The organism is Catenulispora acidiphila DSM 44928, assembly GCF_000024025.1.
Taxonomy (GTDB): domain Bacteria; phylum Actinomycetota; class Actinomycetes; order Streptomycetales; family Catenulisporaceae; genus Catenulispora; species Catenulispora acidiphila.
Genome location: NC_013131.1, coordinates 2,543,066 through 2,562,565 on the forward strand (window position 1 = coordinate 2,543,066; position 19,500 = coordinate 2,562,565).

The 19,500-nt window shown below is 70.2% G+C and carries 16 protein-coding genes; 6 read left to right on the top strand and 10 right to left on the bottom strand.

Going from position 1 to position 19,500, the window contains the following annotated elements; all coding sequences use genetic code 11:
• Positions 1 to 402: 402 nt before the first annotated feature.
• The 5 genes from pgl to tkt form a co-directional block, all read right to left on the bottom strand.
• Positions 403 to 1,191, bottom strand: a complete 789-nt coding sequence (pgl, locus tag CACI_RS11170; RefSeq protein ID WP_012786453.1) for a 6-phosphogluconolactonase — start codon at positions 1,189 to 1,191, stop codon at positions 403 to 405.
• Positions 1,188 to 2,318 carry a glucose-6-phosphate dehydrogenase assembly protein OpcA gene (locus CACI_RS11175; RefSeq protein ID WP_012786454.1) on the bottom strand — a complete coding sequence of 377 codons (1,131 nt, stop codon included), beginning with the start codon at positions 2,316 to 2,318 and terminating at the stop codon, positions 1,188 to 1,190. Before CACI_RS11175 ends, pgl begins: the two co-directional genes overlap by 4 nt.
• Positions 2,315 to 3,859 carry a glucose-6-phosphate dehydrogenase gene (zwf, locus tag CACI_RS11180; RefSeq protein WP_041541537.1) on the bottom strand — a complete coding sequence of 515 codons (1,545 nt, stop codon included), beginning with the start codon at positions 3,857 to 3,859 and terminating at the stop codon, positions 2,315 to 2,317. Before zwf ends, CACI_RS11175 begins: the two co-directional genes overlap by 4 nt.
• Before the next feature lie 74 nt (positions 3,860 to 3,933).
• Positions 3,934 to 5,034: a transaldolase gene (tal, locus tag CACI_RS11185; protein ID WP_012786456.1), complete on the bottom strand. Its 1,101-nt coding sequence runs from the start codon at positions 5,032 to 5,034 to the stop codon at positions 3,934 to 3,936.
• Positions 5,035 to 5,060: 26 nt separating this feature from the next.
• Positions 5,061 to 7,187, bottom strand: coding sequence for a transketolase (gene tkt, locus CACI_RS11190; RefSeq protein WP_012786457.1), 2,127 nt, complete (start codon positions 7,185 to 7,187; stop codon positions 5,061 to 5,063).
• A gap of 323 nt (positions 7,188 to 7,510) precedes the next feature.
• On the opposite strand from tkt, the gene CACI_RS11195 reads away from it, so the two are divergent.
• Complete coding sequence (locus CACI_RS11195; protein ID WP_012786458.1) at positions 7,511 to 8,497, top strand: heme o synthase; 987 nt, start codon at positions 7,511 to 7,513, stop codon at positions 8,495 to 8,497.
• 28 nt (positions 8,498 to 8,525) lie between these two features.
• Entirely contained in the window at positions 8,526 to 9,728 is a 1,203-nt protein-coding gene (gene manA, locus CACI_RS11200; RefSeq protein WP_012786459.1) for a mannose-6-phosphate isomerase, class I, read from the top strand.
• Positions 9,729 to 9,862: 134 nt separating this feature from the next.
• On the opposite strand, the gene CACI_RS11205 is transcribed toward manA, so the two are convergent.
• From CACI_RS11205 to CACI_RS11225, 5 genes are all read right to left on the bottom strand, one after another.
• Entirely contained in the window at positions 9,863 to 11,023 is a 1,161-nt protein-coding gene (locus CACI_RS11205) for a COX15/CtaA family protein (protein WP_012786460.1), read from the bottom strand.
• Positions 11,024 to 11,030: 7 nt separating this feature from the next.
• Positions 11,031 to 11,822: an ABC transporter permease gene (locus tag CACI_RS11210; protein WP_041541540.1), complete on the bottom strand. Its 792-nt coding sequence runs from the start codon at positions 11,820 to 11,822 to the stop codon at positions 11,031 to 11,033.
• Between the two features lie 32 nt (positions 11,823 to 11,854).
• Entirely contained in the window at positions 11,855 to 12,781 is a 927-nt protein-coding gene (locus CACI_RS11215) for an ABC transporter ATP-binding protein (protein WP_012786462.1), read from the bottom strand.
• Positions 12,782 to 12,850: 69 nt separating this feature from the next.
• The gene (locus tag CACI_RS11220) at positions 12,851 to 13,489 is read right to left on the bottom strand and encodes a hypothetical protein (protein ID WP_012786463.1); all 639 of its coding nucleotides are present in this window, start codon (positions 13,487 to 13,489) and stop codon (positions 12,851 to 12,853) included.
• Between the two features lie 165 nt (positions 13,490 to 13,654).
• Positions 13,655 to 14,686, bottom strand: a complete 1,032-nt coding sequence (locus CACI_RS11225; protein ID WP_012786464.1) for a LacI family DNA-binding transcriptional regulator — start codon at positions 14,684 to 14,686, stop codon at positions 13,655 to 13,657.
• Between the two features lie 166 nt (positions 14,687 to 14,852).
• Here CACI_RS11225 and CACI_RS11230 point away from each other — a divergent pair, with 166 nt between their 5' ends.
• The 4 genes from CACI_RS11230 (at position 14,853) to CACI_RS11245 (ending at position 19,496) form a co-directional block, all read left to right on the top strand.
• On the top strand, positions 14,853 to 16,157 hold the full coding sequence (locus tag CACI_RS11230; protein ID WP_143765203.1) for an ABC transporter substrate-binding protein: 1,305 nt from the start codon (positions 14,853 to 14,855) through the stop codon (positions 16,155 to 16,157).
• Positions 16,158 to 16,201: 44 nt separating this feature from the next.
• Entirely contained in the window at positions 16,202 to 17,083 is an 882-nt protein-coding gene (locus tag CACI_RS11235; protein WP_012786466.1) for a carbohydrate ABC transporter permease, read from the top strand.
• Entirely contained in the window at positions 17,080 to 18,024 is a 945-nt protein-coding gene (locus CACI_RS11240) for a carbohydrate ABC transporter permease (protein ID WP_012786467.1), read from the top strand. Before CACI_RS11235 ends, CACI_RS11240 begins: the two co-directional genes overlap by 4 nt.
• A 188-nt stretch (positions 18,025 to 18,212) precedes the next feature.
• Positions 18,213 to 19,496 (top strand): glycoside hydrolase 5 family protein, encoded by a 1,284-nt coding sequence (locus CACI_RS11245; RefSeq protein ID WP_041541542.1) that lies wholly within the window; start codon positions 18,213 to 18,215, stop codon positions 19,494 to 19,496.
• Positions 19,497 to 19,500 lie beyond the last annotated feature (4 nt).

Consider the following 19,500-nt stretch of genomic DNA (forward strand, 5'->3'; position numbering starts at 1 on the left):
TGGCGAACCGCACAGCTAGAAACCGGACAGCCGGACAGTCCGACAGCCAGAAAGCCAGAAGCCCGACAGCCAGAAAGCCAGAAGCCCGACAGCAAGACAGCACGACGGTCAGAAGCCCGACAGCCAGAAGCCAGGTAGCCGGACCCGCTAGACCTGCCGGACCAGGCAGGGTAACCAGGACAGTTAGGCAGCTAGAAACCAGACAGCCAGACAGTCCGACAACCAGAAGCCCGACAGGAAGACGGCACGACGGCCAGAAGCCAGAAGCCAGAAGCCAGATAGCCGGACCAGCTAGACCTGTCGGACCAGTCAGGACAGCCCGACAGCCAGAAGCCAGACAAACAAGAGTGCCGCCGGAATCCGAAGACTCCGGCGGCACGCTCGAGTGAATCAGTGCCCCGCTCAGCTGAGCGAGTACGGCGCCAGCTCCGCGGGCAGTTCCGAGGCTGAGGCCCGGTCGAGGAGGAACAGGCTTCGGCTGCGGCCTCGTGCGCCGGCGGCTGGGATCTGGACTGGTCCGGCGCCGGAGAGGGCTAGGTGCGTGACCTTTGCTTTCTCTGTTCCGGCGGCGACTACCCAGACTTCGGCGGCGGCCTGGATGGAGGGCAGGGTCAGGGAGACTCGGAGGGGTGGCGGTTTCGGCGAGTTGTGGACGCCGACGGCGCTGCGCTTGTCCTCGTACAGGGCTGGGTGGCCTGGGAACAGGGAGGCGATGTGGCCGTCTGGGCCCATGCCGAGGAGGAGGACGTCGAAGGCTGGGACGTCGGCGCCCTCGCGGGCGAAGTCCGCCAGGGTTGCCGCGTACTGCTCCGCTGACTGCTCGGGGGTGAAGCCCGCCTTGTCGGCGGCTGGGACCGCGTGGATGTTCTGCGGCGGGAGGAGGCCTTCGGCGACCAGGCCGTCGAGGAGGGCCTCGCGGGCCTGGGTTTCGTTGCGTTCCGGGTCGCCGGAGGGGAGGAAGCGTTCGTCGCCCCACCAGAGCTGGACCCGGGACCAGTCCACGGCGCCGCGCGCGGGGGAGGCCGCGACCGCCGCCAGCGACTTGGTGCCGACGGTGCCGCCGGTCAGGACGACGTGCGCGGCGCCGCGGAGCGCCTGCACGTCGACCACGCGGGTGATCAGTCGCGCCGCCACAGCCTGCGCCAGGACCTCCGCGTCGCGGTGGACGATGACGACGGGAGTGGCGCTCATGGCGCGTCGCCCTGCGGCTTGCCGGGCTTGCTGGGCTTGCCTGAGTCGCCAGCCGGCTTGTCCGCGGACTTGCCGACGGGCTTGTCGATCGCCTGGTCCTGCAGCTCTTCCTCGCGCTGCGCGGACTCCTTGGGCAGCTCGCCCAGCGGGCCGCTGTCCGGGATGGCGGTCATGGTGATCGTCGCCTGCTTCGCCGGCTGGGGCGCGACCTTCTCGATCGCCGCGACGTCCTGCTCGGTGACGTGCCGCAGCACCTCCTCGTACGTCTCGTCGACGTCCAGGCGGCGCAGCTCCTCGGTGAGGAGGTCGGCCAGCTCGCGGCGCTTTAGCGCGACGTGCCGGTCGGGCTGGTCGGGCATCGACAGCACCGCGAGCATGCCGTCGGGGCGGGTCAGGCTGATCTCGCCGTTGTCGGTGCCAAGGTGCACGCCGGTGATGCCGGGACCGGTGTCCGTGGACAGCGTGACCGGTACGCCCAGGCGCCAGCCCAGCCAGACCGCCAGCAGCGACGAGGACGCGTTGTCGATCTCCGCGGTGACCTTGACGGTCTTCACCGTCGAGGGCATCTGGTCCAGCGCCGCGGCCAGCATGGAGCGCCACGGGGTGCAGCGGGTCCAGGCCAGGTCGGTGTCGCCGGGGGAGTAGCCGCGCAGCCGGTCGGCGACCGGGGTCGGCTGGTGCGTGCCGGAGGCGTCGGTGATCCGGCGCATCGCCAGCTTGCCCAGCGCGGACTCGGCCGGGCCGGCCGGGGAGTCCGACGGCCACCAGGTGACCACCGGGGTGTCCGGCAGCAGCAGGGGCAGGACCACGGCGTCGGCGTGCGAGGCCAGCTCGCCGTTGAGCCGCATCACCACCGCTTCGCCCGGGCCCATCTCGTCGCCCACCCGCACCTCGGCGTCCAGCCCGGAGAAGGGCTGTTCCGGATGCGGTATCACGACCAGGATGCGCGAGGGGTGCGCGCGCGAGGCCTCGCGCGCGGCCCGCAGGGCGTAGTAGTGGTGCCGCTCGTCGGTCTCGATGACCAGGGTCAGGACCGCGCCCGTGGTGGCCGCCCCGGCCTCCTTGCGGATGTCGATCAGGGCGCTGGCGATCTTCGCCGAGGTGGTGGAATCCAGGTGCTTGATCATGGCCGCCGCCAGCTCCGTCCGTCCTTCGCGAGCATCTCGTCCGCCTTGGCCGGTCCCCAGGTGCCCGAGGTGTACTGCTCCGGCTTGCCGTGCCCGTCCCAGTACTCCTCGATCGGGTCCAGCACCTCCCAGCCCAGCTCCACCTCGGCCACGCGCGGGAACAGCGGCGCGTCGCCGAGCAGCACGTCCAGGATCAGCCGCTCGTAGGCCTCCGGGGAGGACTCGGTGAACGCCTCGCCGTAGGCGAAGTCCATGTTCACGTCGCGCACCTCCATCGAGGTGCCCGGGACCTTGGAGCCGAAGCGGACGGTCACGCCCTCGTCCGGCTGCACCCGGATCACCAGGGCGTTCTGTCCCAGCTCCTCGGTCTGCGTCGGGGTGAAGGGCAGGAACGGCGAGCGCTTGAACACCACCGCGATCTCGGTGACGCGGCGGCCCAGGCGCTTGCCGGTGCGCAGGTAGAACGGCACGCCGGCCCAGCGGCGGGTGTTCACCTCCAGCTTGACCGCGGCGTAGGTGTCGGTGGTGGAGTCCGGCGAGATGCCGTCCTCCTCCAGGTAGCCGACGACCTTCTCGCCGCCCTGCCAGCCGGCCGCGTACTGCCCGCGCACGCTGTAGGTGTCCAGGTCGTCCGGGAGCCGGATGGCCGAGAGCACCTTGGTCTTCTCCGCGGCGATGGCGTCGGCGTCGAAGGACACCGGCTCCTCCATCGCGGTCAGCGCCAGCAGCTGCAGCAGGTGGTTCTGGATGACGTCGCGCGCCGCGCCGATGCCGTCGTAGTACCCGGCCCGGCCGCCGATGCCGATGTCCTCGGCCATCGTGATCTGGACGTGGTCCACGTGGTCCCGGCTCCAGATCGGCTCGAACATCTCGTTGGCGAACCGCAGCGCCAGGATGTTCTGGACCGTCTCCTTGCCCAGGTAGTGGTCGATCCGGAAGACCGCCTTGGCCGGGAACACCGAGTCCACGATCGCGTTGAGGTCCTGGGCCGAGGCCAGGTCGTGGCCGAACGGCTTCTCGATGATGACCCGGCGCCAGGAGCCCTCCGGGCCCTGGTCCAGCCCGACCTCGTGCAGCTGCTCGACCACGCCGGGGAAGAACTTCGGCGGCACCGAGAGGTAGAAGGCGTGGTTGCCGTTGGTCCCGCGCTCGGCGTCGAGCTTGTCGATGGTCGCCTTCAGCTCCATGAAGGCCTGCTTGTCGCCGAACTCGCCGGAGACGAAGCGGAAGCCCTCGGACAGCTGGCGCCAGACCTCTTCGCGGTACGGGGTCCGCGCGTGCTCCTTGACCGCCAGGTGCACTTCCTCGGCGAAGTCCTGGTCCTCCCAGTCCCGCCGGGCGAACCCGACCAGGGCGAAGCCCGGGGGCAGCAGCCCGCGGTTGGCCAGGTCGTAGATCGCCGGCATCAGCTTCTTGCGGGACAGGTCGCCGGTGACGCCGAACATCACCAGGCCGCAGGGCCCGGCGATGCGCGGCAGACGGCGGTCGACGGCGTCGCGCAGCGGGTTCGCCGCCCCCTCCGGGGAGGACTCGTGCGACAGCAGCGTCTTCTCAGCCTGCGAGAGCTGATAGCCCTGGTGCCCCGCCCCCGGTTTCGGGGTGTTGGACGCTGGGTTCACTTGAGCTTGTCCAGTTCGCTCTGGACCGCCTCGAGGAGCTCGTTCCACGACGCCTCGAACTTGTCCACGCCCTCGTCCTCGAGCAGCTGGACCACGTCGTCGTAGGAGACGCCGGCCGCCTCGAGGTCCTCGAGCACCTTGTGCGCCTCGGCGTAGTGGGCGCGGATCGAGTCCTCGGAGGGCTTGCCGTGGTCGGCCTCGGCGTCCAGGGTCGCCTCCGGCATGGTGTTCACCACGCCGCGGGTGATCAGGTCGTCGACGTACATGGTGTCCGGGTACGCCGGGTCCTTCACGCCGGTGGAGGCCCACAGCGGCCGCTGCGGCTTGCCGCCGGCCTGCTCCAGGGCGGCCCAGCGCTCGCCGGCGAAGACCTCCTCGTAGGCCTCGAAGGCCAGGCGGGCGTTCGCGACGCCGGCCTTGCCCTTGAGCTCGGACTTGCCGAGCTTGTCCAGCCGCTTGTCGATCTCGGTGTCCACGCGGGACACGAAGAACGAGGCGACCGAGGCGATCTTGGTCAGGTCGTGGCCGTTGGCGTGGGCCTGCTCCAGGCCGGCCAGGAAGGCGTCCATCACCGCGCGGTAGCGCTCCAGCGAGAAGATCAGGGTCACGTTCACGCTGATTCCCGCCGCGAGCACCTCGGTGATCGCCGGCAGGCCCTCGCGGGTGGCCGGGATCTTGATGAACACGTTCTCGCGGTCCACCAGCCACCACAGCTGCTTGGCCTCGGCCACGGTCGGCGCCGTGTGGTGCGCCAGGCGCGGGTCGACCTCGATGGAGACCCGGCCGTCCTGGCCGCCGGAGGCGTCGTAGGCCGGGCGCAGCACGTCGGCGGCCTCGCGGACGTCGGCGGTGGTGATCATGCGGACCGCCTCCTCGACGGTCACGCCGCGCAGCGCGAGGTCCTTGAGCTGCTCGTTGTAGACATCCTGGCCGACGATGGCCTTCTGGAAGATCGTCGGGTTCGTGGTCACGCCGACCACGTTCTTCTCGGCCAGCAGCGCGGCCAGGTCGCCGGTCTGCAGGCGCTTGCGGGACAGGTCGTCCAGCCAGATCGCCACACCGGCGCCGGACAGCGCGTCCAGGTTCTTGTTCGTCATCTCGTCTTCTCCCTCTTCACTGAAAATCAAGCGCCGGCGGCGGCCAGGGATTCCCGGGCCGCGGCCTCGACGGCCTCGGCCGTGATGCCGAACTCGCGGTAGAGCGTCTTGTAGTCCGCCGAGGCGCCGAAGTGCTCCAGCGAAACGCTGCGGCCGGCGTCGCCGACGTACTTCTTCCAGCCGTCCGCGACGCCCGCCTCGACCGAGACCCGCGCCTTGACGGCGGCCGGGAGCACAGACTCCTTGTAGGCCGCGTCCTGCTCCTCAAACCATTCGGTGGAGGGCATCGAGACCACGCGGGTCGGGATGCCGTCCGCTTCCAGCGCCTCGCGGGCCTGGACGGCCAGCTGCACCTCGGAGCCGGTGCCGATGAGGATCACCTTCGGGGTGCCGCCACCGGCCTCGGCCAGCACGTAGCCGCCCTTGGCGGTGCCCTCGACCGCGTCCAGCGAGGAGTTCAGCGCCTCGTGGTCGTAGGTCGGGATGCCCTGGCGGGTCAGCGCGATGCCGACCGGGCCGTGGTCGGCCTGACCGGTGTGCTTCTCCATCAGGGCCTTCCAGGCGCCGACGGTCTCGTTGGCGTCGCCCGGGCGGACCATGGTCATGCCCGGGATCAGCCGCAGCGCCGCGACGTGCTCGACCGGCTGGTGGGTCGGGCCGTCCTCGCCCAGGCCGATCGAGTCGTGCGTCCAGACGTAGGTGACCGGCAGCTGCATCAGCGCGGCCAGGCGCACCGCCGGGCGCATGTAGTCGGAGAACACCAGGAAGGTGGCGCCGAAGGGCAGGGTGTTGCCGTGGGCCGCGATGCCGTTGAGGATCGAGCCCATCGCGTGCTCGCGGATGCCGAAGTGCAGGATGCGGCCGTAGGGGCTGGACTCGCCGAACTCGGTCTCGCCGTAGGACGCCGGCAGGAAGGACTTGCCGCCCTTGATGGTGGTCAGGTTGGACTCGGCCAGGTCGGCCGAGCCGCCCCACAGCTCCGGCACCGACTCGGCGATCGCCTGGATGACGGCCTCGGAGGCCTTGCGGGTCGGCACGTCCTTGCCCGGCTCGAAGGTCGGCAGCTTCTCGGCCCAGCCGGCCGGCAGGTCGCGCTTGGAGATCCGGTCGAACTCGCCGGCGCGCTCGGGGTTCTTGCTGCGCCAGGCGGCGAAGGCGGTGTCCCAGGCGGCGTGCGCCTGGCCGCCGCGCGCGCCGACCTCGCGGGCGTGGGTCAGGACCTCGGGGTCGACCTCGAAGGTCTGCTCCGGGTCGAAGCCCAGGATCTTCTTGGTGGCCGCGACCTCGGCCTCGCCGAGCGCGGCGCCGTGCGCCTTGCCGGTGTTCTGCAGGTTCGGCGCGGGCCAGCCGATGATGGTGCGCAGCCGGATGATCGAGGGCTTGCCGGTCTCGGCCTCGGCGGCCAGCAGCGCCTGGTGCAGCTCCTCGACGTTCTCGTGGTACTCCCCGCCGGCCAGCCAGTCCACGTGCTGCACGTGCCAGCCGTAGGCCTCGTAGCGCTTCAGCACGTCCTCGCCGAAGGCCACCTTGGTGTCGCCCTCGATGGAGATGTGGTTGTCGTCGTAGACCGCGATGAGGTTGCCCAGCTTCTGGTGCCCGGCGATCGAGGAGGCCTCGGAGGTGACGCCCTCCTCCAGGTCGCCGTCGGAGGCGAAGACGTAGACGCGGTGGTCGAACGGCGAGGAGCCGGCCGGCGCGTCCGGGTCGAACAGGCCGCGCTCGAAGCGGGCCGCCATCGCCATGCCGACCGCGTTCGACAGGCCCTGGCCCAGCGGGCCGGTGGTGACCTCGATGCCCTCGGTGTGGCCGCGCTCAGGGTGGCCCGGGGTGAGCGAGCCCCACTGGCGGAAGTGCTTCAGGTCCTCCAGCTCCAGGCCGAGACCGGCGAAGTAGAGCTGGATGTACTGGGTCAGCGAGGAGTGGCCGCAGGACAGCACGAAACGGTCCCGGCCGGCCCAGTGCGGGTCGGCCGGGTCGAAGCGAAGGTGGCGCTGGAAGAGCAGGTAGGCCGCCGGGGCCAGGGACATCGCGGTCCCCGGGTGGCCGTTCCCGGTGTTCTGGACCGCGTCCATGGCCAGGGTGCGCACAGTGTCCACGGCGCGCTTGTCCAAGTCGGTCCACTCGAACGGGGTTGCGGTGCTTGCGGTGCTCACCGGAAGCGCTCCTTCGCAGTTCACGCGCCGAGGCCCCACGCTCGGGTACAGCTGGTGGGACCCCTGCGCCACATGATTCAGATCTCGTTTCGCCAGCCTACTCGGACCTCACGGGCATCGCGTTCCCAGTCAGCACGTGGACGGGTACGCCCGGGGTAACCCTTAGTGAACGGTGATGGTGCGGTCTTCTGAACGATGGTGGCGCGGTCCTCATATACGTGCGGTGCGTATCCCCGCGGCGACTCAACGCGCGATAAGCCGCCCCGCCGCATGAGCGGGGAGGGCGACGGTTTAAAGTTGCGTGTTGTCCGAATCAGGCATCCATGGAGGACGGGCTTTTGACCACGGTCGAGACTCCCCCGGCCACGGCTCCGTCCAGGACCGCCGCTCCTTCGGTGGAGTCTGCGGCCGGGGAGCGCGGCGGGCACGCGACGGCAGTCCTCAAGGCGTACGTCGCCTTGACCAAGCCGCGCATCATCGAGCTGCTGCTCGTCACCACCATCCCGGTGATGTTCCTCGCGCTGCGCCATGTGCCGGGGCTGTGGCCGGTCGTCGCGGTGACGGTCGGCGGCTACCTGTCCGCCGGCAGCGCCAACGCGCTGAACTGCTACGTGGACCGCGACATCGACGCCGAGATGCGCCGTACGCGCCGCCGTCCGGTCCCGGCCGCCTCGGTGACGCCGCAGAACGCTCTGGTGTTCGGGCTCGTGCTCGGGGTCGTCTCCACGCTGTGGCTGGGCCTGGCGGTGAACTGGCTGTCCTCGGGCTTGGCGCTCGCGGCGAACGCCTTCTACGTGCTCGTCTACACGATGGTGCTCAAGCGGCGCACGCCGCAGAACATCGTCTGGGGCGGCGCGGCCGGCTGCTTCCCGGCCCTGATCGGCTGGACCGCCGCCACCGACCGGCTGGCGTGGGCGCCGGTGGTGCTGTTCATGGTCGTGTTCCTGTGGACGCCGCCGCACTTTTGGGCGCTGGCTATCCGCTACCGCGAGGACTACGCGGCGGCGAACGTGCCGATGCTGCCGGTCGTGGCGCCGGCCCGCGAGGTGACCAAGCAGATCGTCTGGTACTCCTACGCGACCGTGGCGTGCTCCCTGCTGCTGTGGCCGATCGGGCACACCGGCCTGGTCTACCCGATCGCCGCGGCGGTGCTCGGCGTGGTGTTCCTGGTCGAGGCGCACCGGCTGGACGCGCGGGCGCGCTCGGGCAAGGACGGCGTGGAGCTGCTGCCGATGCGGCTGTTCCACTTCTCGAACATGTACTTGGCGCTGCTGTTCGTGGCCGCCGCGGTGAGTCCGCTGGTCCACTGAAGGCTCTCGGGGCACTAGCCTTTCCAGCGTGTATCGGCTCACCAACACCACGCAGCATTACGCCTGGGGATCGCCCAGCGCCATCAGCGACCTGCTAGGCCGCGAGCCCTCCGGGCAGCCGGAGGCCGAGCTGTGGATGGGCGCGCACCCCAGCGCGCCGTCCCGCATCGACGGCGGCGAGGCGACCTTGCTCGACTTCGTCTCCGCCGATCCGGTGGGGATGCTCGGGCCGCAGGTCGCCGCGCGCTTCAAGAACCGGCTGCCGTTCCTGCTCAAGGTGCTCTCGGCGGCCAAAGCGCTGTCCATCCAGACGCATCCCACGCGCGAGCAGGCCGAGGCCGGGTTCGGCGCCGAGCAGGAGCGCGGACTGCCCGCCGGCGACCCGAACCGGAACTACGTGGACGACTGGCCCAAGCCGGAGATCCTGATGGCGCTCACCGACTTCGAGGCGCTGGCCGGCTGCCGGGCCGCCGAGGACGCCGAGCGGGTGCTCGCCGCGGTCGTCGAGCTCGGCGCCGGCGAGCTGGACGAGGTCCGGGCGATGCTGGCCGACAAGCCGGAGCCGGCGACCGTCGCCGCGGCGATCGGACGGCTGCTGGAGTGGCCGGCGGACACCCGGGGGGAGCTGGTCGCCGCCGTCGTCGAGGCCTGTCGCACCGGGCAGGACAAGGGCGGGGAGTTCGCCGAGGACTTCGCGGCCGTCCTGCGCGTCGCCGAGGACTTCCCCGGCGACGTCGGCCTGGTCGCGATGCTGCTGATGAAGCGGGTCGTGCTCACCCCGGGCGAGGCGATCTTCCTGGAGGCCGGCGGGCTGCACGCCTATCTGCGCGGCACCGGCATCGAGCTGCTGGCCAACTCCGACAACGTCCTGCGCGCCGGGCTGACGCCCAAGCACATCGACGTCACCGAGCTGCTGCGCGTCATGGACGCCTCGGTGCCGGTCCCGGTGCGGCACGGGAAATCCGTCGCCACCGGCGTCGTGGAGTTCGACACCCCGGCGCCGGAGTTCCGGCTCTACCACGCCACCCTCGACACCGGCACCACGCTGCGCGCCGAGATCCCCGGCAGCGGCCCGCGGATCGTGCTGGCGCTGTCCGGCGAGGTCGAGCTGCGCGGGACCCGCGGGACCCTGACGCTCACGCAGGGAGAGTCCTGCTTCGTGCCGGCGCGTGAGGGCCGGGTCGAGGCCACTGGGATCGCCGACCTGGTGGTGGCGGCGCCCGGCTTCTGAAGAAGTCCGTCGGCCCGGGCAACCTGCTGCCCGGGCCGACCCCTCAAGGACCGGTGACACGCGATGGAGCCGGCGGGAGGGACAGCGGATGGGCCGGGCACAGGCACTGCCGTATCTGGCTTTGTCGTATCAGGCTACGAGGCCGCCGCCGCCGCGAGCGCGGGCTCGGCCTTCCGCTCCCGCATCGCCAGCAGCACGCGCCAGGTCGCGGCCCACACGATGGCCGCGCCGAGCATGTGGATGCCGACCAGCAGGACCGGCAGGTGCGTGAAGTACTGGACGTAGCCGATCACGCCCTGCGCCATCAGGAGCAGGAACAGGTCGCGGACCGTGGTCAGGACGCGGGGCTCGGCGCCGGTGGCCTTCAGGGCGAACCACAGCGCCACGGTCAGGCCGACGACCAGGAAGACCAGGTCTGCGTGCAGCTGGGTGGCGTTGGCCGGGCTGAGGGGGAAGCGCTTGTTTCCCGGGTCGCCGGCCTTGGCGCCGGAGTGCGGGCCGCTGCCGGTGACGATCGTGCCGGCGATCAGCAGGGCGCCCACGGCGGCGGTGAGGACGTAGCCGAGGGTGCGCAGTATCGGCTGGACGGTCGGGGTGGGCTCGGCGTCGTGGGGCTCGCGGCTGCGGACCCACAGGACGTAGGAGAGCGCGACCATGCCCAGGGACACCAGCATGTGCAGGGAGACCCAGATCGGCGCCAGGTGGGTGCGCACCGAGATGCCGCCGATGACCGCCTGGACCACGACGCCGACGAACAGGGTCCAGGACAGTTTGGTCAGCACGGCGCGGCGCGGGTGCCAGCGCAGGCACGCGATGATCGCGGCGCCGACCGCGACCGAGACTGCGAAGGTCAGCATCCGGTTGGTGAACTCCACCACGCCGTACGCGCCGAGCCGGCTGGTCGGGACCAGACTGCCGTCCGTGCAGGTGGGCCAGGTCGGGCAGCCCAGGCCGGAGTCGGTGAGCCGGACCGCGCCGCCGGTGACGATGATGCCGATGTTGGCGACGAACGCCGCGAAGCAGGTCCAGGTGAGGATCGCGGGGGTGGTGCGCCAGGTGAGGATCCGGGACAGCAGGCCGGTCGGGGACAGACTCGGGACGCTCGCGGGTCCGGCGGTCACTCGATCGGCGGAGCGCGCGCCGGTGGCCGCGGCATCCGCGACATCCGCGACATCCGACTCTCCGCCGGGCGCGGGGTGCTCGCCGGTGCGCTCGGCCTGAGCGGACACCTGTGCCCCGTCCGCCGGAGCCGCCGTCTGCCCGCTGGCCGGGGCGTCCCCGGCGGTCTGCGTCATCGTCCTGCTACTCCCACTTGAAGGTCCGGGCGGCCACCGCGATCGCGGCCACGGCCCAGGCGGCGAGGATACCGACGTTGGCCCAGGGCAGCGTGGCGCCGTGCTGGAGCACGTCGCGCAGGCCGTTGGTGAGGGCGCTGATCGGGAGGGCGTCGAGCACGTGGCGGACGCCCGAGGGGAACTTGGACAGCGGGATGATCACGCCGCCGCCGGCGAGCAGGAGCAGGAACACGAAGTTCGCCAGGCCCAGGGTGGCCTCGGCGCGCAGGGTGCCGGCCATCAGCATGGCCAGGCCCGCGAAGGTGCCGGTGGCCAGGACGACCAGCACCGCCACCGCCAGCGGGTCGCCGTGCGGCTTCCAGCCCATGGCCAGGGCGATCGCCGACAGCAGCGCGATCTGGATCACCTCGACGCACAGCACGCACAGCGCCTTGGCCACGATCAGCCCCCAGCGCGGCAGCGGCGTGGCGCCCATGCGCTTGAGGACGCCGTAGCGGCGCTCGAAGCCGGTGGCGATGGCCAGGCCGGTGAACGCCGTGGACAGCACTGCCGCGCCGAACAGGCCCGGGGCGTAGAAGTCGACGCGCTTGCCCGGGCCGGAGGTGGCGACCAGCGACTCCCCGGAGAACAGCACCATCATCAGCGCCGGGATCACTATGGTCAGCAGCAGCTGCTCGGGGTTGCGGAGCATCAGGCGGACCTCGTGCGCGGCCTGCGCCAGGATCATGCGGGCGGCCGGGGCGGCGCCGGGCTTCGGGGTGAAGCTCAGGGGGGCGGACCGCCGGGCGGCGGCGTTCATGGCGCCGGTGTCGTCGGCGGAGGCGGTGGCGGTCAACGGAGGTCCCGTCCGGTCAGATCGAGGAAGGCGTCTTCGAGCGTACGGCGTCCCACGCTCAACCCTTGCGGCATCACGTCCTTGGCGGCACACCACGCGGTCACGGCGGCGAGCACGTTCGGGGTGATGTCGCCGCCGACGGTGTAGCCGCCCGGCGGCTGCTCGACGGCGGTCAGCCCGCCCGGCAGCTTCGCCAGGAGCCCGGCCAGGTCCAGTCCGGGCGGCGCGGTGAAGCGGATCGCGGTATCCGCGGTGCCGTTCGCGGCCGACAGCGCCGCCGGGGTGTCGTGCGCGATCACCTTGCCGGCGTCGACGATCGCCACCGTGTCGGCCAGCCGCTCGGCCTCGTCCAGCAGGTGGGTGGTGAGCACCACGGTGACGCCGTCCCGCCGCAGCTGCTCGATCAGCTCCCAGGTGGCGTGCCGGGCCTGCACGTCCAGCCCGGCGGTGGGCTCGTCCAGGAACACCAGCTCCGGCCGCCCGACCACGGCCAGCGCCAGCGAGAGCCGCTGCTGTTGCCCGCCGGACAGCCGCCGGAAGGTGGTCCGGCCGGCCGAGCCCAGGCCCAGGCGCTCGATCAGCGCGTCGGTGTCCAGGGGGTTCGCGTAGAGCTTGGCGGTGTGCTTGAGCATCTCCGCCGCACGCACGCTGGGGTAGATGCCGCCGGACTGCAGCATCACGCCGATCCGCGGCCGCAGCTGCTCACCCTGGGTAACCGGATCCAGCCCGAGCACGCGGACGGACCCGCCGTCGGGACGGCGGTACCCCTCGCAGCACTCTATGGTCGAGGTCTTCCCGGCGCCGTTCGGGCCGAGCACGGCGGTGATGGTCCCGGTCTGCACGCGCAGGTCCAGGCCGTCCACCGCGGTCTTGGCGCCGTACCTCTTGACCAGGCCGGTCACTTCTACGGCTGGTTGTCCCATAGCGGAGATTCTACGAAGACTCTCTGTGGTGCTCCGCGCCGGGTAAGCCTGTTACGTGCGCCACACGCCTCAGCGCGGGGGTACGGGGATCGGGTTGGACGTCGGCAGGTCCAGCTCCACGACGTCGAATTCCTCCAGGGCGAGCATCTGGACGCCGCCCTTCATCTGCTCGAACGCCGCCTTCCGGATGGCCGCGTGCGGGCCGCGCGAGGCCGCGAGTGCCTCCGTGTCCCGGAAGAACGTGCCGACCCCGGCGATGTTGTGGGCCCGGTCCAGGAGCAGGCTGGCACCCTGGAAGCCGTCGACGGCCTGCAGCCCGGGCAGGCCGACCTCCTCGAAGGCCCGGACGATGCCGCCGGCCATGGCCGGTTCGAACATCATCCGCTGGAGCCGGAAGCTGCCGCTGGTCGCCGAGGCCGGCGGGGTGAACGCCGCGGCTTCCAGGTTCACGGTGGTGATCGTCGAGACGAACCGCGCCAGCATGTCCACGCGCCGGTCGCGAAGCTGCTCGTCGCTGTTCTTCAGGGCTTGCTCGGTCTCCCACCAGGAGCCGGTGAGGATCTTGCCGAGGGCGCGGTCGGCGAAGACGCCGATGCCGTCGAAGCCGGATTGTTCGGCCATCATCCCCGGGACCGCCTTGGCGATCACGTCCAGGGCCGGGCCGACGTCCGCCGGATCACAGGTGATGTACAGACTGCGGACGAACATGGTGTCCTCCCATCCGCGCGGGTGTCGGCGCGCGGGGGCGCGCCACGGCGACCCCGTTCCACTTCCAGCGCAGTACAGCTGCCGGACGCGCGCAAACGGGACGCGCTGTTCGGGGGAGGTCCACAGCCGGTTGCTGAACCGGTTCACATGATTCGCTGAACCGGTTCATGCCCGGCGATCGTGGTAAGGGGCGCGCGTGCTCTCGCGCACCGTGAGCCGCGGCGTGGCGCTCTGTACGTCGCGCACCGATCCGGGTACGTCGATCGCGGCCAGCAGCATCGCCGCGACCTGGCCGCCGAGGGCGAAGGTGTCGCGGCTCAGGGCGGTGATCGCCGGGTGCACGATGCGGGTGAGCAGCGAGTCCTCGAAGGAGACCACTGACAGTCCGGCCGGTACCGCCACTCCCATCTCTGCGGCGACCGCCAGGCCGGCGACCGCCATGACGTCCGAGTCGAAGATCAGTGCGCTCGGGCGCTGCGGGCTGCTCAGGAGTGCGCGGGTCGCCGAGGCGCCCTGGGCGTCGCTGAAGTCGGTGGGGACCGAGACGGCGTCGACCAGGTGCAGGCGGCGGGAGGCGTCCTTCAGTGCGCGGATGCGGCGGCGGGTGTGGTGGAACGCCTCGTCGCCGGCGACGTGTGCGATGCGGCGGTGTCCGAGCGCGGCGAGGTAGTCCACGAGCGAGAGCATCGCCTCCCGGTCGTCGGCCCAGACGCTGGGCAGTGTGCCGTGCCCGCTGGGACCGCCGATGACCACCGCCGGGACACCGAGGTCCTCCAGGACCGGCACGCGCTTGTCGCGGTGCTGCAGGTCGACCAGGACGAAGCCGTCCACGTGCCGCTCGGAGGTCCAGCGCCGGTAGACCTCGATCTCGGCCGCGGTGTCCTCGACGATCATCAGGTGGAGGGCGACGGAGCGTGCTGACAATCCCGCCTGGAGCCCGGCCAGCAACAGTCCGAAGAAGGGTTCTGCGCCGATGGTCTGCGCCGGGCGCGCGACCACCAGTCCGACCGCGTCGGCGCGGGCGCCTCCCAGGGCGCGCGCCGCCTTGTGCGGCCGCCAGTTCATCTCCGAGGCGACGCGAAGGATTCGCTCCCGAGTGGCAGGGCTTACGCCAGGGCGGTCGTTCAGTGCGAACGACACGGCGCTCTTCGACACCCCGGCGCTTCTTGCGATGTCGTCGATGGTGGGCCTGGTCACGGTTCGGTATCCCTTCGCCGGTGGGGGTCGTCTCGCCCCTTGACACCCCGGATGACGCAGAGCATAGTCCCATTTCACTAGAGCGGTTTAGTAAAACTCTCGTGAACGAGAGAGCACTCCCTGAACGAACCCCCACCTCGACCCCTCACAAGGAAAGCCGGGAGTCATGACCATGCGCAGGACCACAGCGATATCCGCCATAGCCGTCGCCGCTACGCTGCTGGCCGGCTGCGGCGTCGGAAGCAAGTCCTCGTCGTCGGACGCGAACAAGACCGTCTCCACCACGGCGGCGCTGTCGGGCACCATCACCTTCCAGACCTGGTCGCTGAAGAACGACAAGTTCACCCCGTACTTCACGAAGCTGATCGCCGACTTCAAGACGGCGCACCCGGGCACCGAGGTCAACTGGATCGACCAGCCCGGCGACGGCTACCCGACCAAGGTCACCAGCCAGGTCTCCACCGGCAGCCTGCCGGACGTGATCAACCTGCCGCCGGACATCGCGCACGCGGTGGCCAAGACCGGCAACCTGCTGGACCTGAAGCAGAACGTGCCGACGCTGCAGACGGACTACGTCAAGAGCGGTCTGAGCGCCTACAACTACCAGGACATCTCCGGCGGCTCCCAGTTCTTCGGCTTCCCCTGGTACCTCGGTACCGACGTGAGCTACTGGAACAAGACGATGATGGCCAAGGACGGCCTGGACGCGGCCAACCCGCCGAAGACGTTCGACGACCTGGTCGCCCAGGCGAAGATCATGCACGACAAGTCCGGCGGCAAGGACTACCTGATGTCCCGCGCCCCGGGGCTGTCGGACATCGCGAACACCGGCACCAAGCTGCTGTCCGCCGACGGCACGAAGTTCGCCTTCAACACCTCGCAGGCCGAGGCGATGCTGGACAAGTACACCGCCGCCTACAAGGCCGGGTACCTCCCCTCGAACGTGCTGGACAACAGCTACGAGGGCAACTCCACGCTGTTCAGCAAGCAGCAGGTCGCCTGGACCACCGGCGGCGGCAACCTGATCACCAGCCTGCAGCAGGACAACCCGACGCTGGCGCCGAACGTGGTCCCCTCCCCGGCGCTGGACACCGCGCCGCTGTACGTGCAGGGCCTGTCGGTCTCCAGCAAGAGCAAGAACCTCCCGCTGGCGGTGGCCTTCGCCGAGTTCGTGACGGACAACGAGAACCAGGCCGGCTTCGTCAAGCTGGCGCCGGGCTTCCTGCCGGGCTCCGCGGCCTCCGCGAACGACCCGCAGTACAGCAAGAGCGACGGCACCACGCAGGGCGACGCCTCGGTGATCGCCTACAAGGACATGCAGACCGCGGTGAACTTCACCCCGCCGATCTGGACCGACGCGATGAACACGCTCCTGAACCAGGAGATCGCCAAGGCGATGACCGGCAAGGAGACCTCCAAGCAGGCCTTGGACAACACGGTGAACCAGGCGAACGCACTGCTCTCGCAGTGAGCCCGTGTCCCCCCAGGTCTGAGTAGGAGTTAGCGAGGAAACCGATGAGGTCCCACCGGTTCTACACGCCGTGGCTGCTGATGCTCCCGGCCCTGATATGGCTCGCGCTGTTCAGCGTGTGGCCGGCGATCAACACCGTCACGCTGTCGTTCACGAACGTGCACCAGCTGACCGGTGGGCACTTCATCGGATTGAAGAACTACTGGCTTCTGTGGCACGACCCGCACATCCGGGACGCGATCTTGAACACCATCGTCTTCATGGTGATCTGCGTCCCGCTGCTCACCCTGCTCCCGCTGCTGCTGGCCCTGCTGGTGCAGCGGAACGTCCCCGGCATCTCCTTCTTCCGGACCGCGTTCTACTTCCCGGTCATCGCCTCGGCGGTGACGGTGGCGCTGATCTGGAAGTGGATGCTCGACGACCGCGGGCTGTTCAACAACCTGCTGCAGACCATGGGCTTCGTCCACAAGACGGTGCCGTTCCTGACCGACCGCTGGCTGCTGCTGCTCAGCGCCATCGCGCTGACGGTCTGGAAGGGTCTGGGCTACTACATGATCCTGTACATGTCCGCGCTGGGCAGCGTGCGGCGCGAACTGCACGAGGCCGCGGCGGTGGACGGCGCCGGGACGGTGCGCCGCTTCTGGAGCATCACGGTGCCCGGCGTGCGCGGCACCATGATCCTGATCTCGGTGCTGATCGCGGTGAACGCCATGCGCGTGTTCGGCGAGCTGTACATCCTCGGCGGCCCGACCGGCGGCGTCGGCGGCCAGGACGTCTCGATCGTGATGCTGGTGCAGCAGGCCGCCTCCGGCAGCGACGGCCGCCTGGGCTACGCCAGCGCGATCAGCGTGTTCCTGTTCTTCCTCACCGCCGTGCCGCTGCTGTTCCTGACCCGCCTGAACAAGAGCACCCAGGAGGAGTCGTGACCGCGACCACCGCCGAGGACAGCCGCGAGCGCGAGGACAAGGCGGGGCGCGCGGCGCGCCGCCCGGGCTCGGCCGTGCGGAACCCGAACCGCAAGGGGCGCTCGCCGATCTTCGACGCCCCGACCCCGCACGGGCTGGTGCTGCGCTACACCGCGCTGGTCGTGGTGCTGGTGATCTCGATCGGCCCGATGCTCTGGGAGTTGTCGACCTCGCTGAAGAGCAAGGCCGAGGACGTGTACACGCAGAACATCCAGCTGCTGCCGCACCACCCGACGCTCGGCAACTACGGCGAGGTGCAGAACACCATCCCGGTGTGGCACTTCGCGCTGAACTCGCTGACCGTGGCGGTGATCAACGTCACCGGCAACGTCATCGGCGCCACCCTGGCCGGCTACGTGCTGGCGCGGCTGAAGTTCAAGGGCCGCAAGCTGCTGCTGGCGGTGTTCGTCTCGACGCTGATCCTGCCCGCCGAGGTCACGGTCATCTCCAAGTTCCAGATGATCACCAGCATGGGTCTGGGCGACTCGATCCTCGGGGTCTGCCTGCCGGACATGATCGCGATGGTCAACGTGCTGCTGATGCGCAACGCGTTCCTCGCGCTGCCCAAGGAGGTCGAGGAAGCCGCGATCATCGACGGCGCCAACGCCGTGCAGCGGCTGCGCCACGTCGGCCTGCCGGCGGTCAAGGGCGTGCTGAGCGTGATCTCGATCTTCGCCTTCATCGGCGCCTGGGACGACTTCCTGTGGCCGCTGCTGGTGTTGCAGAGCCCGAACAAGCTCACGCTCACCGTCGGCCTGTCCTACCTGAACGGCCAGTGGTCGCACGACCCGCGCACCATCGCCGCCGGCACCATGATGGCGCTGCTGCCGATCCTGGCGCTGTTCCTGCTGCTGCAACGGTACTTCTTCCGCGGTGTCGCCGAGGGCGCCATCAAGGGATGAGCCGCGCCGCGCGTACCCCGGCACCAGAACAGCAAGACCCGCACCCACGAGGGAAGCCCACCCCCGCCATGACCGCAGCACCGCTGTCCGTTCGGCAGCCTCCGCAGCCCACGCCGCCGCCGTCCACGATGGTTCAGTCCACGATGGTTCAGACCACGATGGTTCAGAGCACGATGGTTCAGAGCACGATGGTTCAGAGCACGGCGTCTCAGCCCCCGCAGTCTCCGCCGTCCACCCCGCGCTTCGGCGTCAACTACACCCCCAGCTCCGGCTGGTTCCACCACTGGCTCGACTTCGACCTGGACGCCGTGCGCGCCGACCTGGACTCGATCGCCGCGCTCGGCATGGACCACGTGCGGGTCTTCCCGCTGTGGCCGGTGTTCCAGCCCAACCGCACGCTGATCCGCCCCGCGGCGGTCGAGCAGCTGGTGGCTGTCGCCGACGCCGCCGGCGAGCGCGGCCTGGACGTGAACGTCGACGGCCTGCAGGGCCACCTGTCCAGCTTCGACTTCCAGCCGGCGTGGATCCACAGCTGGCACCGGCGGAACATGTTCACCGACCCCGACGTGGTCGGCGCCGAGGCCGAGTATCTGCGGACCCTGGCCTCGGCGCTGGCCGACCGGCCCAACTTCATCGGCATGACGCTCGGCAACGAGACCAACCAGTTCTCCGGCGACCCGCACCCGGATCCGGACCGCATCACCCCCGCGCAGGCGGCGGCGTGGCTGGACCGGCTGCTGGAGGCCTGCGAGCAGGGCGCGCCGGGCAAGTTCCACCTGCACTGCTCCTACGACGCCGCCTGGTACCTCGACGACCACCCCTTCACCCCGGCGCACGCCGCCCGCTACGGCGCCGCGACCGCGATCCACTCCTGGGTCTTCAACGGCACGCAGCAGCGCTACGGCACGGACTCCGCGGCCGTGGCGCACCACGCCGAGTACATGATCGAGCTGTCCAAGGCCTGGTCCGCCGATCCGCGCCGGCCGGTGTGGCTGCAAGAGGTCGGCGCGCCGCAGCCGCACGTCCCCGCCGACAAGGCGGCCGACTTCACCCGCGCGACGGTGGCTAACGCGCTCGACTGCCCGGACCTGTGGGGCATCACCTGGTGGTGTTCGCACGACGTGAGCAAGGACCTGGCCGACTTCCCCGAGCTGGAGTACAGCCTCGGGCTGCTGACCAACGACCGCGAGCCCAAGCCGGCCGGACTGGAGCTGGCGAAGATCGTCGGCGAGATCCGCGGGCAGTGGGCGCCGCCCGCGCCGCGGAGCGTCGGACTGGTCCTGGACCTGCCCGAAGAGGTCACGGCGCGCGCCACATGCGGACCCGGCGGTGGTTTCTACGAAGCCTTCATGCATTTATTAGAAGAAGGTGCGCGGCCCACAGCTGTACTCGCCGGGCTCGCTGGGGATAAGAATCACTTGACTGCGCGCGGCATCACCGAGGTGCTGGCCGTCGAGGACGTTTGGAGCTAAAGCG